Below are 14,572 nucleotides of genomic sequence, written 5' to 3' on the forward strand. Positions count from 1 at the left end.
CACGAATCTCCTCTCCAACTGCCCCTGCCGATTCATCCGACGTTATGAGCCCATTCAGGCGCTCTACGGGTCACGAGGGAGGTGTGGGGGCGGGTACATCGGATGTTAGAGGCGCGAGGGCGTGGCGTCACCACCCCCGACAGAGCGGCTTGCGGCAGAGACCGGTTTCTACGCGGCTGCGCTCAACTCACGCTTCCCTCTTGAGCGTTCAGGCGCGACCATGCTAGAAACCGCTTACTCTCCCCCCTTCGCACGGATGGCACACAGCCACGCGAGCCCCTCCCCCCACTCGCAAGGAGCCCCCTCATGCGCAAGCGAACCGGCACCCTCACGGCCGCTGCCGCCTCCCTGGCCCTGCTCACCGCGGCCCCCGCCGACGCCTCCGTCATCTGGGACGGCGACGCCTCCGCGGGGACCGGCGTGTTCTCCTCGACTCTCTGCGACTCCCCCGGCAGCGTCACCGCGCAGGACAACGGCGACGGCCGCGGCCAGGTCTTCAAGTTCAACAAGCCGCTGGGCCTTGAGCGTTGCGAGGCCCATGGCATCAACGTCGGCGGCTCACGCCACACCTTCGAGAACAACTCCACGTACTGGATCGGTTGGGACACCTCCACCAACACCCCGGACGCGGGCACGATCTTCCAGTGGAAGTCGTACGGCACCAACGACCAACACCAGCAGAACTACCCGGTGTTGATGAAGGTCGAGGGCGGTGTCCTCAAGCTGTTCCACATAGAGGTCGGCGAGAAGTGGACCCTGAAGTGGTCGACACCCGTCACCACCAGTACGTACAAGCGCGTCGTGCTCGGCATCCACACCTCCTCCGACGCCTCCGCCGGGTGGGTGGCGGCCTTCTACAACGGCACCAAGGTCGCCGAGTTCTCCGGACGCACCTGGGACGACCTGGGCAACGACACCCGCTTCGGCTCCTACGGCTCCGAGGTCAAGGACAAGCGCGTCATCAACTGGATCGACGGACTGAAGGTCGGCACGACGTACGGAGACGTGGACGGATAGGCCTCAGTCCCACTCGGCGGCCTCAGTCCCACTCGGTTGCCTCAGTCCCACTCGGTTGCCTCAGTCCGCCAACGGCGTTGCGCAGCGGGCGCAGTAGCGGGCGTCCCGTTCACCGGCGAGACGACCGCACTCGGGGCAGACTCGCTCCAGCAGGCAGACCGGCTCGCCCGCGTCAAAGCCGCCGCCGCGACCCGTGCCGAGGGCCGGGTCGCGACGTCGGGCGCTCGTGTAGACGAGCCCGTCCTGCCCCGCGTCCACACAGCGGGTGATGCCCGCGGGAAGCCAGGCGAGCGCACCCGGCGCGAGCTGCCAGGCCGCATCGGGAGTGCGGAGTTCACCGGTGCCGGCCAGCACGGTGAACAGGACACCGAACTCCTCCTCCACGTGCTCGCCGACGCTCGCGCCGGGGGCCAGCCGCACGACGTCGGCGTCCAGCTCCCTCGCCGGGGCGCCGAGCGACCACAAGACGCTGACCTGCCCTCGCCCGGCGGCCGCGGTCTGCTCCGGTCCGACGAACACCGGAGCGGCGGGGGCGGGGGTGCTCATAAGGACTCCAGTCGGCGGAGGCGGGCGGCCGGACGTACAGGTGCAGCGCTCGTGCGGGTCGGCTGCGGCGCCGGCGGGATTCGAACCCGCGGACGAGGAAGGGCAAGGCCCGCCCGGCTCCCGTCAGTCGGCGTGAGAGGGGCTTCCCTCACGCCGATCGCAATGGGCCGCTCTGCCACGGCTCCGCAACCTGCGGGACCGCGCGGTCCCGCTCCGGTGAGGATAGGGACTGCTCCGGGCCGGCGGCGAGTTGATGGTCGGCGCGGGACCGGACGCGCGGGAGTCGACACCCCGCGCGTGGGATCAGGGGCGCGGACCGAGGAACAGCCCGCCACTCGCGTCGATGACCTGGCCGGTGATCCAGCGCGCCTCGTCGGAAGCCAGGAACGCGACCACGTCGGCGACGTCGTCGGGGCCGCCCAGTCTCCCCAGTGCCGTCGCTCCCGCGATGAACTCGGCCAGGCCCGGTGCTTCGAAGGACGCTCCGTTGGTGGCTGTCCGCGTGGTGCCGGGAGCGACCGCGTTCACCGTGATGCCGCGGGGGCCGAGTTCGTTGGCCAGCGTCATGCTCATCGTCTCGACCGCGCCCTTCGTCATCGCGAAGGACGTCTGGGTGGGAATGGCACTGCGGGCCGACACGGACGACATGGTGACGATGCGGCCGCCGTCGCGGAACAAGGGCAGCGCCCGCTGGATGATGAAGTACGGCGCTCGTACGTTCACCGCGAAGAGGCGGTCGAACTCCGCCCGCGTCGTGGCTCCGAGCGGACCGGCGGGCGCGGCCGCGGCGTTGTTGACGAGGATGTCGAGCGGCCGCCCGGCCAGGCCCGCCTCGACTCCCGCGAAGAGGATCTCGACGTCGTCGTCCGTGCCCAGTTCCGCCCCGACGGCGAACGCGGTCCCCCCGGCCCGCTCGATCTCCTTGACCGTGGCCGCCGCCCCGTCCTCGTCCGTGCCGAAGTGCACGACGACCAGAGCCCCCTTGGCCGCCAAACGGGCGGCGATCGCCTGCCCGATGCCCCGCGATGCCCCCGTCACGAGAGCCGTCCTGCCGGTCAGATCACTCATGTCCACCATCCCGTGATGCGAGTGACTCCCTATCTGGTAGTCACTACCACTCCGGTAGGGTCTACCACATGCCCGACCACCACTCAACACTGCGCGCACAACGGCGACTTGAGACCCAGCGCACGATTCAGGCGCATGCGGTACGGCTGTTCACCGAGCGGGGATACGACGCCACGACCGTGACCGACGTCGCCGAGGCCGCGGGCGTATCACCCATGACCGTCTACCGGCACTTCCCCACCAAGGAAGACCTCGTACTCCTGGAACAGCACAGCCGGCTGGTCGCCGAGCGGATCGCCGCATCGCCGGCCGCGCAGCCCCTGGTCCGCCGCATCGGCCGGGCGCTCGTCGACTCGGCCGCGACCATGACCGGCGGCGGCCGCGGAAAGGGCCTGACCCCGAACGAGCGGTTCCTGCTGGCCCAACTCCGGCTCATGATCTCGACGCCGGCCCTGCGGGCCAAGCACCTGGACAGCCAGTACGCCCTGCAGCAGGCGATCGTCGACGCCCTCGGGAGCGATGCCGCCCAGGGCGAGACGGCGTTCCGTGCCCGGGCGGCGGCCGGCGCCTGCCTGGGCGCGATGCACACGGCGTTGGTGCGCTGGGCCGAGGACGAGGGACGGACCGACCTGCCCGACCTGATCGCGAAGGCGCTGGCCGCCGCGTTCGGCGATGACGTGATCGGCACCGGACCGGAGGCGTGAGGCGGAGATGAGACGGACCGGAGGCGTGAGGCGGACGGCAGCTCCGCATCGGCCCTCGCTCGCGAGGGCACCCCGGCCCGACCATCGAAGATCATCGTGTGCAGAATGACCTCTATGTCGATATCGAACACTCCGAAGACGGCAACGATCGACGATGCCCCGCTGATCGGCCGCACCCTGGCTCGCGCTTTCGACGACGACCCGATGATGCGCTGGTTCTTCCCCGACGACACCACGCGCGAGGAGGGCCTCGGCCGCTACTTCACCACGCTCTTCACCCGGCAGTACGTCCACCACGGCGTCTGCGAGTACACCCCGGCGGCTGCCGCCTACTGGGTGCCGCCGGGCGCGCAGGACAAGGCCGTTCCCGACGCGGAGACCATCCAGGAACTCGTGGCGATCCTGGGCGACCGGGCCCCGCTGTTCCAGCAGGCCACGGCGGAGGCCGCCGAGCACGGCCCCCAGGAGCCGCACTGGTACCTGGCCGTGGTCGGCGCGGACCCGGCCGCCCAGGGCCAGGGCCACGGAGCCGCCCTCCTGCGCTCGGGCCTCGCCAAGGCCGACGCGGACGGCCTGCCCGCCTACCTGGAATCCTCCAAGCCGGCCAACCTGCCCGTGTACGAGCACTTCGGCTTCACGGTGCTCGGCGAGGTCCAGCTCCCCGGCGGCGGACCGACCTTGTGGTCGATGCGCCGCGAACCGCGCCGCCCGGCCGGCGCCTGAAGGACCGCGGATACTCATGAGGGCCGGTGGCCGGGGCGGCATCGTCACCCCGGCCACCGGCCCTCGGGTCAGCCGCCGGTCCGCGGCAGAAGGGTGACGATCTCGCTGCCCTTCCGGACCACCAGCACGTCCTTGTAGAGCAGGAGTTGGGGCGGGAGCAGGGAGACGAGGCCCCGCTCCTCGATGTCCACGTGGCTGCGCCAGACCCGCTCCCCGGTGCGCAGATCGAGGCCGGACAGATCTCCGGTCGGGCTGAAGAAGTACACGACTCCCTGCCCCGTCGACACCGCGGGAGACGCGAGGCCCGCCCTCATTTGTTCCCGGTCGGGCATCTTGACGCCCACTGGCTGGGTCCACAGGGTCTTTCCCGTGGTCAGTGAGTAGGCCGATGCCTTGCCCTGCCAGGAGACGGTGAACAGACGATCACCGACGACATCGGCGTTGGCCATCGTCCCCTGGAGCCGGTAGGAGTGGGAGACCTGCTCCCCGGAAGTGTTGACGGTCGTCAACTGCCAGGTCTTGGCGCCCGGCTTCGTCACTCCCTTCAGGACCATCCGGTCCCCCGTCATCCCCAGGAGCTGCTGCCCGCCGGGGACGCTCGTGACCTTCTTGGGCTCTCCGGTGGCGGGATCAAGACGGATGACGTCCGTGTCGTCCGGCTTCTCGGTGTCCCGCGCACACAGAAGATGCGGAACGCCGCTCAGCACCGTCCGCTGGCACGCGTTGCCCTTGTCCCATGTGTAGTGCCACTTCTCGTCCCCGGTCCGCGGGTCGAGGGCCGACATCGTGCGCAGCGACGGGGTGTTCGCCAGCATCGCGCCGTCGATGAGCATGGCGGCCTGGTCGGTGCGGTCGTCCTGCGGCATCTTCTTCTTCCACAGCACGTCGCCGTTGTCGGTGTCCACCGCCATCAGTTCGGTGCCGCCCGCGTAGTCGCCGCCCGGCTCGTTCTTCGCGGTGTGATTGCGGTAGGCGTAGACCACGCCGTCCCGCACGGCGAAGGGGTGGTCCATCCCGTCGCCCTCGCGATTGACCTTGACGGTCCACAGCCGCTCGCCGGTGTTGGCGTCGAACTTGACGGTGTCGTACTTGGACCCGCCGCAGTACAGCGCGGAGCCGTCCACCAGGCAGCCCCGCTCGGCGGCGCCCGGGTTGTCCTTCTGCCACGGCTTCCAGCCCTCCGGCGAAGCCGCCGGCCGCACGGGCCGGTCCTGCTCGGCCCCGGCACCGCCCCCGAAGCCGAACACCGCCCCCACGGTGATCGCCGCTACGGCCACCGCCGCGCCCGCGGCCTGCGAGAAGCGGCGCCTGCCGCGCCGCCGCACCACCTGCTCGGCCAGGTCTCCGGATGCCCGCACCCGGTCCAGGGTGATGGCGTGCAGAGTCTCCCGGACCTTCTCCTCCACCTGCTCCGTCGTCATCCCTGCATCTCCTTCGGCCTGTAGCTGAGCGGCTGCACCTGTTCCGCGGGCCTTTCGGGCCCCAGCTCCGGCACCAGCTCCCGGAGCTTGGCGAGCGACCGGTGCGCCGTACTGCGCACCGTGCCGACCGGGCACCGCAGCAGTGCCGCGACCTCGGCCTCCGGCAGATCCTCGAAGTAGCGCAGGACGACCACGGCCCGCTGCCGCTTCGACAGACGACCGAGCGCCGCCCACAGCGCGATCCGCAGCTCGGAGTCCGACTCGGTGCCGGCCTCCGTGCCCGAATCGGGCAGGACGGACACCGTGGTCTCGGCACGGTGTCTGCGCAGCCGCCAGCGGTTGACCTGCTGGCGGTACAGGATCTGGCGGACGTACGCCTCGGGCTGCTCGATGCGCGCCCAGCGTCCGTACGCCTTCATCAGCGCAATCTGCAGCAGGTCCTCCGCTGCGTGCCGGTCCCCGCCGGTGAGCAGCACCGCGAGCCGCAGCAGCGCGGTGGAGCGCATCGCTACGAACTCCCGGAACTCGTCGTGACTTGAGGCCTCCATCGACCCTCCCCTTCTTGGCAACCATCACGACGCGATGGGACGCCCGCGGCTATCCCTCCACGCACGAGATTGTTTGATCACACCAAGGGGGCGGTGTCCGCGGTCTCGCGCCGCCTCAGCCGTGGCGTCGCGGCAGGCGTACCACCTGGACGAAGAAGTCGTCGATCTGGCGTACGGCGGCGATGAACTGGTCCAGGTCGACCGGTTTGGTGACGTAGGCGTTCGCGTGCAGTTTGTAGCTGCGCAGGATGTCCTCCTCCGCTGCCGACGTGGTGAGGACCACCACCGGGATGTCCTTCAGGTCCGGGTCCGACTTGATCTTCTCCAGGACCTGGCGCCCGTCGTACTTGGGCAGGTTGAGGTCCAGCAGGATGAGACCGGGACGCGGCACCCCCGTGTGCTCACCGCGCTGGTAGAGGAAGTCGAGCGCTTCCTCGCCGTCCCGGACCACGTGCAGCTTGTTGCGGATCTTGCTGTCCTCGAACGCCTCGCGCGTCATCAGCTCGTCGCCCGGGTCGTCCTCCACGAGGAGCACGTCGACCGGCGCGGCAGATGGGGTGGTCATGTCAGGGCCTCTTCCTCGGCGCGGGCTGCGGTGTCCTGCGCGGTGTCGGTGGTGTCTGTGTCCGTGTCGGACGGCAGGGTGAAGCAGATGCGGGTTCCGCCGGTGTGGCCGCTGTCGAGCCAGATGTGGCCGCCGTGATGCTCGACGATCTTCTTGCACAGGGCCAGGCCGATGCCGGTGCCCCCGTAGGCGTCGCGGCCGTGCAGCCGCTGGAAGATCACGAAGACCTTCTCCGCGAACTCCTCGGGGATGCCGATGCCGTTGTCGGTGACGCTGAAGTTCCAGACGCCGCCGCCCTCGTCCTCCTCGCAGGTGATCTGGATCCGCGGGGTGCGTTCGGGGTGGTGGAACTTGACGGCGTTGCCGACGAGGTTCTGCCAGAGCATCGTCAGCAGCGTCGGGTCGCCGACGATCTCGGGCAGCTTCTGCGGATGTTCGACGAGCGCGCCGGTGTCCCGCACGGAGGTGTCCAGGTTGCCCAGTGCCTTGGTCAGGGCCTGGTCCAGGTCGACGGGGACGCGGGCGTCGTTCAGTCGCCCGACGCGGGAGAAGGTGAGCAGGTCGTTGATGAGGACCTGCATGCGCTTGGCGCCGTCGACCGCGAAGTCGATGTACTGCTTGGCGCGGTCGTCGAGCGTGTCCCCGTACCGCTTCTCCAGGAGCTGGCAGAAGGAGGCGACCTTGCGCAGGGGCTCCTGGAGATCGTGGGAGGCGACGTAGGCGAACTGCTCCAGTTCGGTGTTGGAGCGCCGCAGTTCCACGGCCTGGACGTCCAGTTCGGCGGCCTGCTGGGTCAGCGCGTCCCGCTGGCGGCGCGAGGCGCCCAGTTCCTCCACTATCTGCTGCCGCATGCCCTCTACGTCCACTGCCACCGCCCGGAGGTCCGCAGGGCCGTCGACCGTGATGACGTGGTCGAAATCGCCGCGTGCCACCTGCCGGGAGGAGACCCGCAGCGCCTCCAGGGGGCGGGCCACCAGCATGCGCACCAGGAACGCGAGGGCGATCCCGGCCAGCAGGAACACCGCCACCATGGCGCCGAGGATCACGGTGCGCACCGTGCGGGCGCTGTCCAGCTCGTCCTTGCCGTCTTCGACGGCCCGGGTGAGGTCGGCGTTCTGCGCTGCCCAGGTCTTGCGGACCTGGTCGAAGGCGTCCTTGCCGCGCCCGGCGTTCGTCTCGGCGACGGAGCTCGGCTCACCGGGCGTGACCTCGGCCACCAGCGGGTCGGCGTACACGCGCCGCCAGTCCGCCGACTCCCGCTGGACGGCCTTGAGGTCGGCGACGAGCCGGGGCTCGTCACCGATGAGGTCGCGCAGCTGAGCGGCGGCGCGGACCTCGTCGCGCTTGCCCTGGGTATAGGGGTCCAGGAACTGGCCGTCGGCGGTGATGGCATAGCCCCGGACGCCGGTCTCCTGGTTCACCAGAGCGGCCTGCAGACGGTAGGCCTGCGTCCGGGCCGGCTGGAGGCGATCGGTCAACCGGTCGGTCACGTCCGCGGTCTGCCCCAGCAGCCGGGCGCCGACCACGGTGCCGATCACCACCAGGAGCACCATCAGCGCCAGCACCAGCTGGAACCAGCCCTGGACCGTCAATCGACGGCCGATCCACGCTCTGTTCGTCGTCTCAACCACGGCGCTGCTCTCCGATGCTGCTCCGGTAGCGACCTTCGGCCACCGCTCTCGCCGGCCCGTCGCCGTCTCTGTCACGCTCGTCGTCCCCCCGCCAGTGCAGGTGCACCACGGCCACGTCGTCGGCCAGGCCGCCCTGCTCCTCGGCGAGGCCCTCGGCCCGCTGGATCAGCGTGTCGACGAATGCCTCCGGCGCCAGCGCGGCCAACTCCCGCGCGAGGCCCAGCAGTCCCTCTTCGCCAAGACGCTCGCGGCCGTTGCCGATATGTCCCTCGAACAGGCCGTCGGTGAACAGCACCAGTGCCGCGCCCTCGGGGAGGGGCACCTCCTCGACCGGCCAGAGCCGAACGCCGGGCGCGACGCCCAGGGCAGGACCGCCGGCCACCTCCACCCACTCGACACCGCCCTCCGCGGTGCGCAGCAGCATCCCGGGGTGTCCGGCGCGCGTCAGCCGCACGTGCCGCGCCTCCGCGGAGACGGAGAGACTGGTCAACGTGGCGAAGACGTACGGCTTCACCCGCTCCGCCAGCATGATCTCCTCGAGTCGGCCCACCTGTTCGGGGCCGGTGACGCCGCTGAGCACCAGCGTGCGCCAGGCGATGCGCAGGGCCACGCCGAGGGCCGCCTCGTCGGGGCCGTGCCCGGAGACGTCTCCTATGAGCGCGTGCACGGTGCCGTCCGCGCTCTGGACGATGTCGTAGAAGTCGCCGCCCAGCAGGGCCTGGGCGCGGCCGGGCCGGTAGCGGGCCACGACGTCCACGCCCGCGCTGTTCAGGAGCGGCCTGGGCAGCAGTCCCCGCTCGAGGCGGGCGTTCTCCTGTGCCTGCATCTGGCTGGCCTGCAGGGCGACGGCCGACTGTTCGGCCTGCTTGCGCTGGATCGCGTAGCGCACGGCCCGGCCGAACAGCTCCGGTTCGACGCGGCCCTTGACGAGGTAGTCCTGGGCCCCCGCGGCCACGGCGGCGAGCCCGGTCTCCTCCTCGGCCAGGCCCGTGAGCACGACGACCGCGACCTGCTCGGCATGGGACTGGACCATGGACACGGCCTCCAGCCCCTGGGCGTCCGGCAGATGGAGGTCGAGCAGCACGCAGTCCGGCACCTCGAAGGCCAGCGCCACCCGCGCCTCGGACATGGAACGCACCCACTGCAGACGCATCTTCAAGGCGCTGTCGGCAACGAGTTCCTCGACCAGGAGCGCGTCACCGGCGTCGTCCTCGATCAGCAGCACCGAGGGCTGCGACACCTGCCGGGCCGCTGCGGTATCACTCTCGGCTGCCATACGCACACCGGAAGTCCATGGCTGTGAAGCCACCGCTATGCTCCGCCTTCCCCACCCAGTAAGTCCGCCTGACCGAACAGCCGTTGCCGACGGCCCCTACCGCGACGGGCCCGCCCGCCGCAACCATCGAATGGTCTCCGGATCTTCGCACAACGCGCACAGCGCCCGGTAGCGGACGGTTGAGGCCAACAGGCCCCTGCCGCCACCGGGCCGCCGGCAGGAATCATGCCGCCCTGAGCCGGCCATCCTTGTGCTCCGGGTGGAGCGTCTCCAAACCATCGGCGTCGAGATGTGGATCACATCACGGCACGGCCCGCAAGCGCGTTCGCTTCGATCACCGATCGCGGCGGGGGGGGGACCCAGCGGGAGAAGGCTTCTTTACTGGCCAACCCTGCCGTCGACGCACTCGCGCAGCAGGTCGGCCTGTCCGCAGTGGCGGGCGTACTCCTCGATCCGGTGCACCATCAGTTCGCGGACCGCGAAACCGTCCTTGCCAAGCCGTTCGCCCAGGTCCGGGTGTTCGGCCAGTACGGCGTCCGTCGCGGCCTGTTCGCGTGCCAGGTCGGCGTAGGCGGCATCGACCTGGGACTGTTCGCCGACCGCTTCGTCGAAGTCCGCGTCGCGCTCGCCGTACAGCTTGGGCAGCGGGTCGTCCTCGCGGAGCCAGTTGCGCCAGTCCCGTTCCACCTCGGCGAGGTGCCGCACCAGGCCGAGCAGGGACAGCGTCGACGGCGGGACCGACCGGCGGGCCAGTTGCTCCGGGTTCAGGCCCTCGCACTTCATCCGCAGGGTCATGCGGTAGCTGGTCAGGAAGTCCAGCAGCGTCGCCAGTTCGCCGTCCGGACTGACTCCGTCGCTGTTGCGGGGGTCGTCGTCCGGGTCCGCCCACATGTCGGGGTAGGTGGTTGCCTCGCTCCAGCGTTCGGGGTGCTCGCTCATGCCGGTCATAGTCGTCCGTGCGGGCCCGGTCCGCCACTGACTTATGCGATCGGGCCCCGCCGAAGACCGCTGCGTACTCGCGCCGGGTCGTTACTTGCTGTGCACGATCTGGATCAGGTTGCCGCAGGTGTCGTCCAGCACCGCGGTGGTGACCGGGCCCATCGCCAGCGGCTCCTGGGTGAAGACCACCCCGAGCGCCCGCAGCCGGTCGTACTCCGCCTGCACGTCGTCCACGGCGAAGGACGTGACCGGGATGCCGTCCTCGACCAGCGCCGTCTTGTACGGCTTCACCGCGGGGTGGCCGGAGGGCTCCAGCAGCAGTTCGGTCCCCTCGGGGTCTTCCGGCGAGACCACGGTCAGCCAGCGGTCCTCGCCGCCCAGCGGGACGTCGTGCTTCTTCACGAAGCCCAGTACGTCGGTGTAGAAGCGCAGGGCCTTTTCCTGGTCATCGACGAAGACGCTGGACAGGTGGATCTTCATGGGGTGCTCTCCGGTGCGTCGGGCCTGAGCCATCGGGTCACGATGACCTCAAGGGGTTCGGTGTTCAGATCGTGGAACTTGTAGCGGCCCTGGCGCCGTGAATGGACCAGGCCCGCGGATTCCAGGACGGCCAAATGCTGGCTGATCGCCTGCCGGGACAGCCCCAGACCGTGCTTGGTCACCAGCCGGGCGCAGATCTCGAACAGGGTCTGCCCGTCCCGTTCCACCAGCTCATCGAGGATGTGCCGACGGGTGGGGTCGGCCAGCGCCTTGAAAACATCCTCCGTCATGACTCCACCATAGGCAAGTCACGACTTACCTATCAAGGCGGGGAGCTGCCGTCACGGACGGCTCGGTGCGGGGCTCAGCGCCAGTCGGGAGCGCCCGAGACCGGTGACAGCGCGCTTTCGATCTTCGTCTGGATCTCCCGCATCACGGACACGACGCGGCTCTGGTGCGCGTCGGTCAGCCGGGCCACCGGCACCGAGCAGCTGATGGCGTCGACGGCCGGCGCGTCGTAGCGCAGGGCGAAACCGAAGCCCGCGATGCCGTCCACCGTCTCCTCGCGGTCGATGGCGTACCCGCGCTCGCGCACCCGCCCGAGGTCGGCGAGGAGCGCGGTGCGGTCGGTGTGCGTGCCGTGCGTGAACGCGGCCAACGGGCCCTGACCCAGCGGGAGTTCATTGTCCGGACGCTCGGCGAGCAGTGCCTTTCCGAGCGCTCCGGCGTGTGCCGGGACGCGACGGCCGACCCGGCTGATGGTGCGCAGGTACTCGTGGGACTCGCGGGTCGCGAGGTACACGACGTTCGGGCCGTCGAGCCGCGCCAGGTGGATCGTCTCGCCCAACGCGTCGGAGGCCTCGTCCAGGTACGGGCGGATGGCGCGCACCCGTACGTCGCCGTCGAGGTAGCTCGTGCCGGTGAGCAGCGTGCGGATTCCGATGCCGTACAGGGACCCGGTGGTGTCCGTGCGCACCCAGCCGCAGTCGATCAGGGTCCGCAGCAGTTGGTACATGCTGCTGCGCGGCACGCCCAACTCCTCGGCGAGCTCGTCCAGGCGGGCCGGCCGGTCGGCGCGCTCGGCCAGCAGTTCCAGCAGCGCGACGGTGCGCAGGGCCGATTTCACCCCGCGGACTCCCGCGCCCGCCCCGTGGTCCGTTCCGCGGGCCGCTCCGCTCTCCGCCATGCGCCCATCGTAGATCCGCGGCGCCTGCCCATTGACCCCCATCGTTCATGACTCTAGCCTCCATTCTCATACGTGGACGCCATCTGCATATAGAGATGAGATTCATGAACAAGCCCAGTACGACGCCCCAGCAGCCCCAGGACGTGGCCCAGCGACTCCGGGAGGGCATGGCCCGCGGTGTCCTGTCCTTCCCGCTCACGAGCATGGACAGCGACGGCAGCCTCGACCTGAAGTCCTACCGCTCCTATCTGACGGCCCAGTTGGCGACGGAGCCCGGCGCCGTGTTCCCCGCCTGCGGAACCGGCGAGTTCTTCTCCCTCGACGAGGAGGAGTACCGCGCCGTCGTCCGCGTCACGGTCGAGGTCGCCGACGGCCGGCTGCCGGTGGTGGCGGGCACCGGATACGGCTGGGCCCAGTCGCTGCGGTTCGCCCGGATCGCCGAGGAGGAGGGCGCGGACGCCCTGTTGGTGCTGCCCCACTACCTGGTCGATGCGGGGCAGGACGGCCTGGTGGAGCAGCTGCGCCGGCTGTCCGCCGGTACCCGACTGCCCCTCATCGCCTACCAGCGCGGCCAGGTCACCTTCAACGCCCGGTCCCTGCGCCGGATCGCCGAGATCCCCACCGTCATCGGCCTCAAGGACGGGCACAGCGACCTCGACCGGCTCCAGCGCCTCACCCTGGCCGCCCCCGAGGACTTCCTCTTCTTCAACGGCGCCTCCACCGCGGAGATCCAGGCCCGCGCCTACGCCACCGTCGGCGTGCCCGCGTACTCGTCCGCCGTCCACGCCTTCGCCCCCGAGATCGCCGCCGCCTTCTTCACCGCGCTGCGGGAGCAGGACGACACGGCGGTGGACCGGCTGCTGCGCGAGTTCTACGTCCCGCTGGTCGAGCTGCGCGACCGGGCACCGGGCTACGCCGTCTCGCTGGTCAAGGCCGCCGCCCGGCTGCGCGGCCTCCCGGTCGGACCGGTGCGCGCACCCCTGACCGACCCCGGCCCGGACGACGTCGCCGACCTGGAAAAGGTGCTCAACGCCGGCCTCGACCTCGTCTCGGCCGCGCGGCACCGGGCCTGACCGGCCGTCACAGCCTCGTCCCACAGTTCAAAGGGGAACTGATACATGCCGCTCGTCGTAGTCGGGGTCAGCGTCTTGATCCTGCTGTTCCTCATGACCCGCTTGAAGCTGAACGGTTTCGCCGCCCTCCTGTTCGTGGCGGTCGCCGTCGCGCTGGTGCAGGGCATACCGGTGGCCTCGATCCCCGACGTCCTCTCGGAGGGCATCGGCGGCCAGATCGGCGACACGATGCTCGTCATCGGGCTCGGCGCCATGGTCGGCCGCGTCATGGGGGACTCCGGTGCCGCACAGCGCATCGCCAACAAGATGCTGGACGCCTTCGGACCGCGATGGGTCCAGGTGGCCATGGTGGTCACGTCCATGCTCATCGGCGTCACCATGTTCTACGAGGTCGCCTTCATCATCATTGTGCCCATCGCGTTCACCCTCGTACGCGTCACCGGGGCGAAGCTGCTGTGGATCGGCCTGCCGATGTCCATCACGCTCTCCACGATGCACAGCTTCCTGCCGCCGCACCCCGGCCCCACCGCCGTGGCCGCGACGTTCCACGCCTCGGTCGGCCTGACCCTGGTCTACGGCCTGTTCATCGCGGTACCCGCCGGTGCGCTCATCGCGCTGGCCTGGCCGCGGCTTCCGTTCGTCAGGGCGATGAACCCCTCCATACCCAAGGGCCTGGTCAGCGAGCGCGAGTTCACCGACGAGGAGATGCCGGGCATGGGCTGGTCCCTGACCGTGGCGCTCTTCCCCGTCGTCCTGATCGCCGGTGCGTCGGTGACCGAGATGGCCGCGTCCGGCGAGAGCCCGTTCCTGCACTTCGTCACCTTCATCGGCTCGGCGCCGATCGCGCTGCTGCTGACCCTCCTCCTGGCGATCTGGGCGTTCGGTCCGCGCATCGGCCGCAGCCTCTCCGACGTCAGCGCCTCCTGTACGTCGGCCGCCCAGGCCATGGCCATGATCCTGCTGGTGATCGGGGCGGGCGGCGCCTTCAAGAACGTCCTCGTCGAGGGCGGCATCTCCGACCACATCAAGGACACCACCGACGGCTGGGCCATCTCGCCGCTCATCCTGGCGTGGCTCATCGCGGTGATCCTGCGCATCGCCCTCGGCTCCGCCACGGTCGCCGTCGTCACCGCATCCGGTGTGGTGCTGCCGCTCCTGGCGAACAGCGGCGTCCACCCCGAGATCCTGGTGCTCGCCGTCTCCTGCGGATCGATCGCCTTCTCGCACGTCAACGACCCCGGATTCTGGCTGTTCAAGGAGTACTTCAACCTCTCGGTCATCGAGGCGATCAAGGTGCGCACCACCTATACGACGGTGCTGGCGATCCTCGGCCTCGGCGGCGTCCTCGCGGTCGAGTGGGCCCTGGACGTCCTCAGCCTCTGACCCGCCCGGCGA

General features: G+C 70.0%; 16 protein-coding genes and 1 tRNA gene. 5 read left to right on the plus strand and 12 right to left on the minus strand.

Annotated elements, in window-relative coordinates; genetic code table 11:
* The first annotated feature begins 306 nt into the window (after positions 1–306).
* Complete coding sequence (locus ACIGXX_RS24755; RefSeq protein WP_366461793.1) at positions 307–1,017, plus strand: hypothetical protein; 711 nt, start codon at positions 307–309, stop codon at positions 1,015–1,017.
* A 60-nt stretch (positions 1,018–1,077) separates the two neighbouring features.
* Here the strand turns inward: ACIGXX_RS24755 and ACIGXX_RS24760 are convergent, their stop codons facing one another.
* The 3 genes from ACIGXX_RS24760 to ACIGXX_RS24770 form a co-directional block, all read right to left on the minus strand.
* Positions 1,078–1,563: a hypothetical protein gene (locus ACIGXX_RS24760; protein WP_351165970.1), complete on the minus strand. Its 486-nt coding sequence runs from the start codon at positions 1,561–1,563 to the stop codon at positions 1,078–1,080.
* Positions 1,564–1,628: 65 nt separating this feature from the next.
* Positions 1,629–1,748 (minus strand) — tRNA-OTHER (locus ACIGXX_RS24765).
* A gap of 118 nt (positions 1,749–1,866) precedes the next feature.
* Positions 1,867–2,631, minus strand: a complete 765-nt coding sequence (locus tag ACIGXX_RS24770) for an SDR family oxidoreductase (RefSeq protein WP_351165968.1) — start codon at positions 2,629–2,631, stop codon at positions 1,867–1,869.
* 68 nt (positions 2,632–2,699) lie between these two features.
* On the opposite strand from ACIGXX_RS24770, the gene ACIGXX_RS24775 reads away from it, so the two are divergent.
* Together ACIGXX_RS24775 and ACIGXX_RS24780 are read left to right on the plus strand one after the other, a co-directional pair.
* A complete protein-coding gene (locus ACIGXX_RS24775; RefSeq protein ID WP_399978839.1) occupies positions 2,700–3,335 on the plus strand; it encodes a TetR/AcrR family transcriptional regulator in 636 nt (211 codons plus the stop codon).
* Between the two features lie 105 nt (positions 3,336–3,440).
* Entirely contained in the window at positions 3,441–4,058 is a 618-nt protein-coding gene (locus tag ACIGXX_RS24780) for a GNAT family N-acetyltransferase (protein ID WP_351165964.1), read from the plus strand.
* A 68-nt stretch (positions 4,059–4,126) separates the two neighbouring features.
* On the opposite strand, the gene ACIGXX_RS24785 is transcribed toward ACIGXX_RS24780, so the two are convergent.
* The 9 genes from ACIGXX_RS24785 to ACIGXX_RS24825 all read right to left on the minus strand — a co-directional run bounded on the left by ACIGXX_RS24785 (position 4,127) and on the right by ACIGXX_RS24825 (position 12,104).
* Positions 4,127–5,479, minus strand: a complete 1,353-nt coding sequence (locus tag ACIGXX_RS24785; RefSeq protein ID WP_361465933.1) for a PQQ-binding-like beta-propeller repeat protein — start codon at positions 5,477–5,479, stop codon at positions 4,127–4,129.
* The gene (locus ACIGXX_RS24790; protein ID WP_351165960.1) at positions 5,476–6,027 is read right to left on the minus strand and encodes a SigE family RNA polymerase sigma factor; all 552 of its coding nucleotides are present in this window, start codon (positions 6,025–6,027) and stop codon (positions 5,476–5,478) included. The genes ACIGXX_RS24785 and ACIGXX_RS24790 overlap by 4 nt, the downstream gene beginning before the upstream one ends.
* Before the next feature lie 115 nt (positions 6,028–6,142).
* Complete coding sequence (locus ACIGXX_RS24795) at positions 6,143–6,592, minus strand: response regulator (protein WP_361465936.1); 450 nt, start codon at positions 6,590–6,592, stop codon at positions 6,143–6,145.
* Positions 6,589–8,145: a CHASE3 domain-containing protein gene (locus ACIGXX_RS24800; RefSeq protein WP_351166266.1), complete on the minus strand. Its 1,557-nt coding sequence runs from the start codon at positions 8,143–8,145 to the stop codon at positions 6,589–6,591. Before ACIGXX_RS24800 ends, ACIGXX_RS24795 begins: the two co-directional genes overlap by 4 nt.
* A gap of 70 nt (positions 8,146–8,215) precedes the next feature.
* Entirely contained in the window at positions 8,216–9,499 is a 1,284-nt protein-coding gene (locus ACIGXX_RS24805; protein ID WP_351165956.1) for a fused response regulator/phosphatase, read from the minus strand.
* 378 nt (positions 9,500–9,877) lie between these two features.
* A complete protein-coding gene (locus tag ACIGXX_RS24810; RefSeq protein ID WP_351165954.1) occupies positions 9,878–10,447 on the minus strand; it encodes a DinB family protein in 570 nt (189 codons plus the stop codon).
* Between the two features lie 81 nt (positions 10,448–10,528).
* Positions 10,529–10,918 carry a VOC family protein gene (locus ACIGXX_RS24815; RefSeq protein WP_361466070.1) on the minus strand — a complete coding sequence of 130 codons (390 nt, stop codon included), beginning with the start codon at positions 10,916–10,918 and terminating at the stop codon, positions 10,529–10,531.
* The gene (locus ACIGXX_RS24820) at positions 10,915–11,208 is read right to left on the minus strand and encodes a metalloregulator ArsR/SmtB family transcription factor (protein WP_351165952.1); all 294 of its coding nucleotides are present in this window, start codon (positions 11,206–11,208) and stop codon (positions 10,915–10,917) included. The genes ACIGXX_RS24815 and ACIGXX_RS24820 overlap by 4 nt, the downstream gene beginning before the upstream one ends.
* A 74-nt stretch (positions 11,209–11,282) precedes the next feature.
* Entirely contained in the window at positions 11,283–12,104 is an 822-nt protein-coding gene (locus ACIGXX_RS24825; RefSeq protein ID WP_366462892.1) for an IclR family transcriptional regulator, read from the minus strand.
* A gap of 104 nt (positions 12,105–12,208) precedes the next feature.
* On the opposite strand from ACIGXX_RS24825, the gene ACIGXX_RS24830 reads away from it, so the two are divergent.
* Positions 12,209–13,177: a 5-dehydro-4-deoxyglucarate dehydratase gene (locus ACIGXX_RS24830; protein WP_366462891.1), complete on the plus strand. Its 969-nt coding sequence runs from the start codon at positions 12,209–12,211 to the stop codon at positions 13,175–13,177.
* Between the two features lie 45 nt (positions 13,178–13,222).
* Positions 13,223–14,560, plus strand: a complete 1,338-nt coding sequence (locus ACIGXX_RS24835) for a gluconate:H+ symporter (RefSeq protein WP_366462890.1) — start codon at positions 13,223–13,225, stop codon at positions 14,558–14,560.
* The last annotated feature ends 12 nt before the right edge of the window (positions 14,561–14,572 follow it).

This window comes from Streptomyces sp. NPDC055243 (assembly GCF_044544025.1).
Lineage (GTDB): Bacteria > Actinomycetota > Actinomycetes > Streptomycetales > Streptomycetaceae > Streptomyces.

Excerpts from the sequence above, each read along its gene's own strand:
- ACIGXX_RS24760 (WP_351165970.1), bottom strand. The coding sequence starts at position 1,563 with ATGAGCACCCCCGCCCCCGCCGCTCCGGTGTTCGTCGGACCGGAGCAG.
- ACIGXX_RS24810 (WP_351165954.1), bottom strand. The coding sequence starts at position 10,447 with ATGACCGGCATGAGCGAGCACCCCGAACGCTGGAGCGAGGCAACCACC.
- ACIGXX_RS24825 (WP_366462892.1), bottom strand. The coding sequence starts at position 12,104 with ATGGCGGAGAGCGGAGCGGCCCGCGGAACGGACCACGGGGCGGGCGCG.
- ACIGXX_RS24805 (WP_351165956.1), bottom strand. The coding sequence starts at position 9,499 with ATGGCAGCCGAGAGTGATACCGCAGCGGCCCGGCAGGTGTCGCAGCCC.
- ACIGXX_RS24820 (WP_351165952.1), bottom strand. The coding sequence starts at position 11,208 with ATGACGGAGGATGTTTTCAAGGCGCTGGCCGACCCCACCCGTCGGCAC.
- ACIGXX_RS24800 (WP_351166266.1), bottom strand. The coding sequence starts at position 8,145 with ATGGTGCTCCTGGTGGTGATCGGCACCGTGGTCGGCGCCCGGCTGCTG.
- ACIGXX_RS24770 (WP_351165968.1), bottom strand. The coding sequence starts at position 2,631 with ATGAGTGATCTGACCGGCAGGACGGCTCTCGTGACGGGGGCATCGCGG.
- ACIGXX_RS24815 (WP_361466070.1), bottom strand. The coding sequence starts at position 10,918 with ATGAAGATCCACCTGTCCAGCGTCTTCGTCGATGACCAGGAAAAGGCC.
- ACIGXX_RS24755 (WP_366461793.1), top strand. The coding sequence starts at position 307 with ATGCGCAAGCGAACCGGCACCCTCACGGCCGCTGCCGCCTCCCTGGCC.
- ACIGXX_RS24785 (WP_361465933.1), bottom strand. The coding sequence starts at position 5,479 with ATGACGACGGAGCAGGTGGAGGAGAAGGTCCGGGAGACTCTGCACGCC.
- ACIGXX_RS24835 (WP_366462890.1), top strand. The coding sequence starts at position 13,223 with ATGCCGCTCGTCGTAGTCGGGGTCAGCGTCTTGATCCTGCTGTTCCTC.
- ACIGXX_RS24830 (WP_366462891.1), top strand. The coding sequence starts at position 12,209 with ATGAACAAGCCCAGTACGACGCCCCAGCAGCCCCAGGACGTGGCCCAG.
- ACIGXX_RS24795 (WP_361465936.1), bottom strand. The coding sequence starts at position 6,592 with ATGACCACCCCATCTGCCGCGCCGGTCGACGTGCTCCTCGTGGAGGAC.
- ACIGXX_RS24780 (WP_351165964.1), top strand. The coding sequence starts at position 3,441 with ATGACCTCTATGTCGATATCGAACACTCCGAAGACGGCAACGATCGAC.
- ACIGXX_RS24775 (WP_399978839.1), top strand. The coding sequence starts at position 2,700 with ATGCCCGACCACCACTCAACACTGCGCGCACAACGGCGACTTGAGACC.
- ACIGXX_RS24790 (WP_351165960.1), bottom strand. The coding sequence starts at position 6,027 with ATGGAGGCCTCAAGTCACGACGAGTTCCGGGAGTTCGTAGCGATGCGC.